This is a genomic window from Deltaproteobacteria bacterium (assembly GCA_018668695.1).
Taxonomy (GTDB): domain Bacteria; phylum Myxococcota; class XYA12-FULL-58-9; order XYA12-FULL-58-9; family JABJBS01; genus JABJBS01.
Window position 1 is genome coordinate 1 of sequence record JABJBS010000221.1, and the last position, 3,773, is coordinate 3,773.

3 protein-coding genes are annotated in these 3,773 nt (G+C 50.2%); all 3 read left to right on the forward strand.

Features of this window, described 5'->3' with window-relative positions:
• Positions 1-641 (forward strand): hypothetical protein (locus HOK28_11705; GenBank protein ID MBT6433752.1); only part of this gene is annotated, 641 nt, incomplete at its 5' end.
• Positions 631-2,601, forward strand: coding sequence for an SUMF1/EgtB/PvdO family nonheme iron enzyme (locus HOK28_11710; protein ID MBT6433753.1), 1,971 nt, complete (start codon positions 631-633; stop codon positions 2,599-2,601). The genes HOK28_11705 and HOK28_11710, both read left to right, overlap by 11 nt.
• Positions 2,602-2,933: 332 nt before the next feature.
• The coding region (locus HOK28_11715) for a hypothetical protein (protein ID MBT6433754.1) at positions 2,934-3,773 on the forward strand (840 nt) is incomplete at its 3' end.

Sequence of the window (3,773 nt, forward strand, 5' to 3'; positions counted from 1 at the left end):
AGATGATTAATTTCGAAGCGCAGCGCCAAGCCATGGGCTGTGACGCGGATGAAGCATGCATGGCGGAAATTGCGGGCGCTTTGGGTATGGACGAAATCATCACAGGCCGATTAACCGAAGAGTCCGATGGACGCAGCTTTCTAATTCGCCGCATCAATCAGCGGCGAGCCGAGGTGGTGGGCACCGTAAACAAGCGTTTGGCTATTGGTAATGGTGAAGAGTTTCTTTTGGCGGTGGGTCCAGCGGTTGAGGAACTTTATCCCAACCGGCCCAATCGGCCGGGCACCAAACGCGGCGTGGCCAAAAAGGTGCTTCTGCGTTTGAATCCTCCGCCCATTGGGGCAGTTACCACACTGGCAACTATTGGCGTCTCGGTTGCGGCATTGGCGGTGGGAGGAACTTTTGCGCTTTTGGGGCAAAAGGAGGTGACGCATTACAACAGTGGAGCAGGGCAAGGGGATGGATTCTATTCTGGCGAAGGCTTGAATCCATTTCATGATGCACAAAGCAAGGCTGAGAGTTATGTGATGGTAGGCAATATCGGCTTGATCGCTGGAGGAGCGCTGGCGTTAACCTCTGCGGTGATGAGCCTGTTCACCGACTGGGCGCTGCTTAGTGAGGGTGACGATAATGAAGAATAGCAGATTTCAGCTAAGTTATCTTATGGGTGTATTGGCCGTGCTGTGTGTCACTTCCGCATGTACCGCTGACTTAAAAATTCCCGATGGCATTGTGCTGTCTTGCGAGGATAATTCAGAATGCCCAGCCGGCGCTGAGTGTAAAGTAAGCGATGATGGCACGGCCAGGGTATGTGTAACCGATGGTGAGCCTTTTTGCGGCAATGGTGTGCAAGAAGCAGGGGAGACCTGCGATGATGGCGATGACAACACCCTTGAGTATGGCTTAGCTGGCCGATGTAATCCCGGCTGCGACGGTTATGCCCCTCACTGTGGTGATGATATCGAAAACGGAGGTGAGTCTTGTGACCAAGGAGCAGCCAACACCGATGCTTATGGCACAGAGGGCAGCTGCAATTTAGAGTGCAATGGCCTTGCCCCTCACTGCGGCGATGCCATCGTAAATGGTGGTGAGGTTTGTGATTTAGGTACAGACAACAACACCGACACCTATGGCGGACCCAACCGCTGCAACAAAGCTTGCACAGGTTTTGCCTCCCACTGCGGAGACAACATTCAAGACGCTACGGAAGCTTGCGACGACGGCAATGTGCTAGGCGATGATTACTGCGCACCTGACTGCTCGGCTGTTACCACCGTGTGTGGTGATGGCATTGTGGCGGGGAATGAGGTCTGCGACAACGGCCCAAGCAACGCTGAAGGTTATTTTCCTGGCACCACCGCGCAATGCAACTCTACTTGCACTGGCATTCGGCCTTATTGCGGCGATGGCAACCGCACCGATGATGAAGTGTGTGACAGCGGTACCGAGAATGTAGATGCTGAGAGTTACAGCGAAAACCCAAGCTGCACCGCCAGTTGTGATGGATTTAACAAGCACTGCGGTGACGAAGAAGTGACGGATGGGGAAGCGTGTGATGAGGGTAATTTGAACAGTGAGCAATATGAATATTTCCAGCATTGCAACAGCACATGCTCTGGGAATTATCCTGCATATTGTGGCGACGGTATTGCGCAAACCAACCTTGGCGAAACCTGCGATGATGGCAACGCAAGTTTAACAGACGCTTGCCCCAGTGGACGAAATGGTACTTGCATAACAGCTTTTTGCGGTGATGGTTTTATTCATGAAAACACTGAGGCATGTGAATTAGGTGAAATCTATTCTTGCCAAGATGTTTACGAAGGCTTTGAAGTAACAAGTTCTGTGTGCCCAGGCGATTGCCAGTATTTTTCCACTGGATGTGTCATTTCATCAGACTTTGCGCTTGAAAACATGGTGGTTGTGCCGGCTGGTAATTTTTGGATGGGCTGCAATGAAGCAGTGGATGATCAATGCCAAGATGATGAATCACCTTACCACGAGGTGTATTTAGATGCGTTTTACATTGATATCACAGAAGTAACGGCTGGTGATTATAAAGTATGTGTGGATGCCGGTGTGTGTGAATACAATGGAGGAACTGAAGCTTCTTATACATATAATAACAACTTGGAAAATCATCCCATCAATTTTGTAGATTGGAATGAAGCGAAAAGTTATTGTGAATGGCTTGGTAAGCGGCTTCCCACGGAGGCTGAGTGGGAAAAAGCAGCGAGAGGCACCGATGGTCGAAAATATCCTTGGGGCAATGAGGGACCGACTTGTGATTTAGCATGGTTGGAGGATTGCCCCGGCGAAACCCAGCCAGTGGGAAGCTTAAGCGCAGGTGCAAGCCCCTATGGTGCATTGGATATGGCTGGTAATGTTTTGGAGTACGCTGCTGACAGGTACATTTCGGACTATTATGAGCAGACACCAGCTGAGGGTTGGGTAAATCCTGAAGGTCCTCTAAGCGGCAGCAGCGATCGTGTTATGCGCGGCGGGTCGTTCGCCAGGTATACGGACCAGTTACGCACTTCTTATCGCGAGTACAGTCCGGGCGCCCGATACCCCGACCAGGGTTTTCGTTGCGCTCTGTAGAAATGCTTCTAAGAAATGATTAAGCAGGAATGTGTGCATGTCGCATTGCTGCTTAATCTAATCCTGATCTAATTCATTCCGAGCCAAGCTTCCACTTTTGTCTCCATCTGGATACTTTCTGTGTAAACAATTGATGTTTCTTAAATTGCGCTTTCGGGACAGGTTGCTGAAATCTTTTTAAAAGCAGGATATTAGAGAACCGTCTAAACTGGCATCGTTCATGCATTTAAAAGCAAAGGCGGCCGAACCCGTTAAGCTTTCTATGTGGTGAAAACTTGAGGTCGCGGTTGGTTGTCTGTGGCGAGAAAACTACCACGAAAGAGTCAAGCAAGATGCAACGATTCAATGTTCCCTATCAGAGCACGCCAATATTCAACCGTGTGTTTGTGTGTATCGGTCTCTTGATCAGCTTGGTTGCTTGTGGTGGTCCGGAAGAACCCGGTGAACCGATAAGCTGTTGCGGCAACTACAACGTGGGCCCCGTAGCAGAACAAACGGACCAGACCATGGAAGACTGGACGGCGGTTTATTCAACAGACGGAGGAGTCGTAGATTCGGTCGTGATGCGTTTGCGGCCTGATGGTTACGCTGTGGTTGGGCGTGACGGATGGTTGGGACTTGGTAATACCGATGATTTCCCCGCGATTGTACGAAAGCTTTCTTCTGAGGAAGTGGATGTCATTCAAAGTGTCGACTTAATCGCATTATCAAATCAATCCGTTGAAGTTCAGCGCTCTGGTGATTCGAATGCGTCTGGGGTGAATCTTTATTGGGCAGACGCTGAAGACGCGATGTGGCACATTCGTGATGCCAACGCTACAAGAAGTATTTTCAATGTGTTCGAAAGTCTTATGGCCTCCATAGCGTCTGATTATGAAAATGACCCTTCCGGGTGCTTGGTCTCTATGGGGCAAATGGAAATCGCCGTTCTCGAAGAGGGCGCGGAGCTTCCCGCAAGCGTGGATGACCTAGCCGCGCTGGACATTGAAGGAAGTGAGCCATTTATTGTGATTGTACCGGACACAGAGAGTGAGGATGGTTTTCAGGCCGGGCATCTGAGCCCGAATCATTTTGGGTCAACACTTGGTCAGCTTCCGGTCATCTTCAAATCCATTTTAGAGCTTCCCTGGGACGAGCCGCCTGCCAACGAGGTTTTGGTGGATTTCAATGAA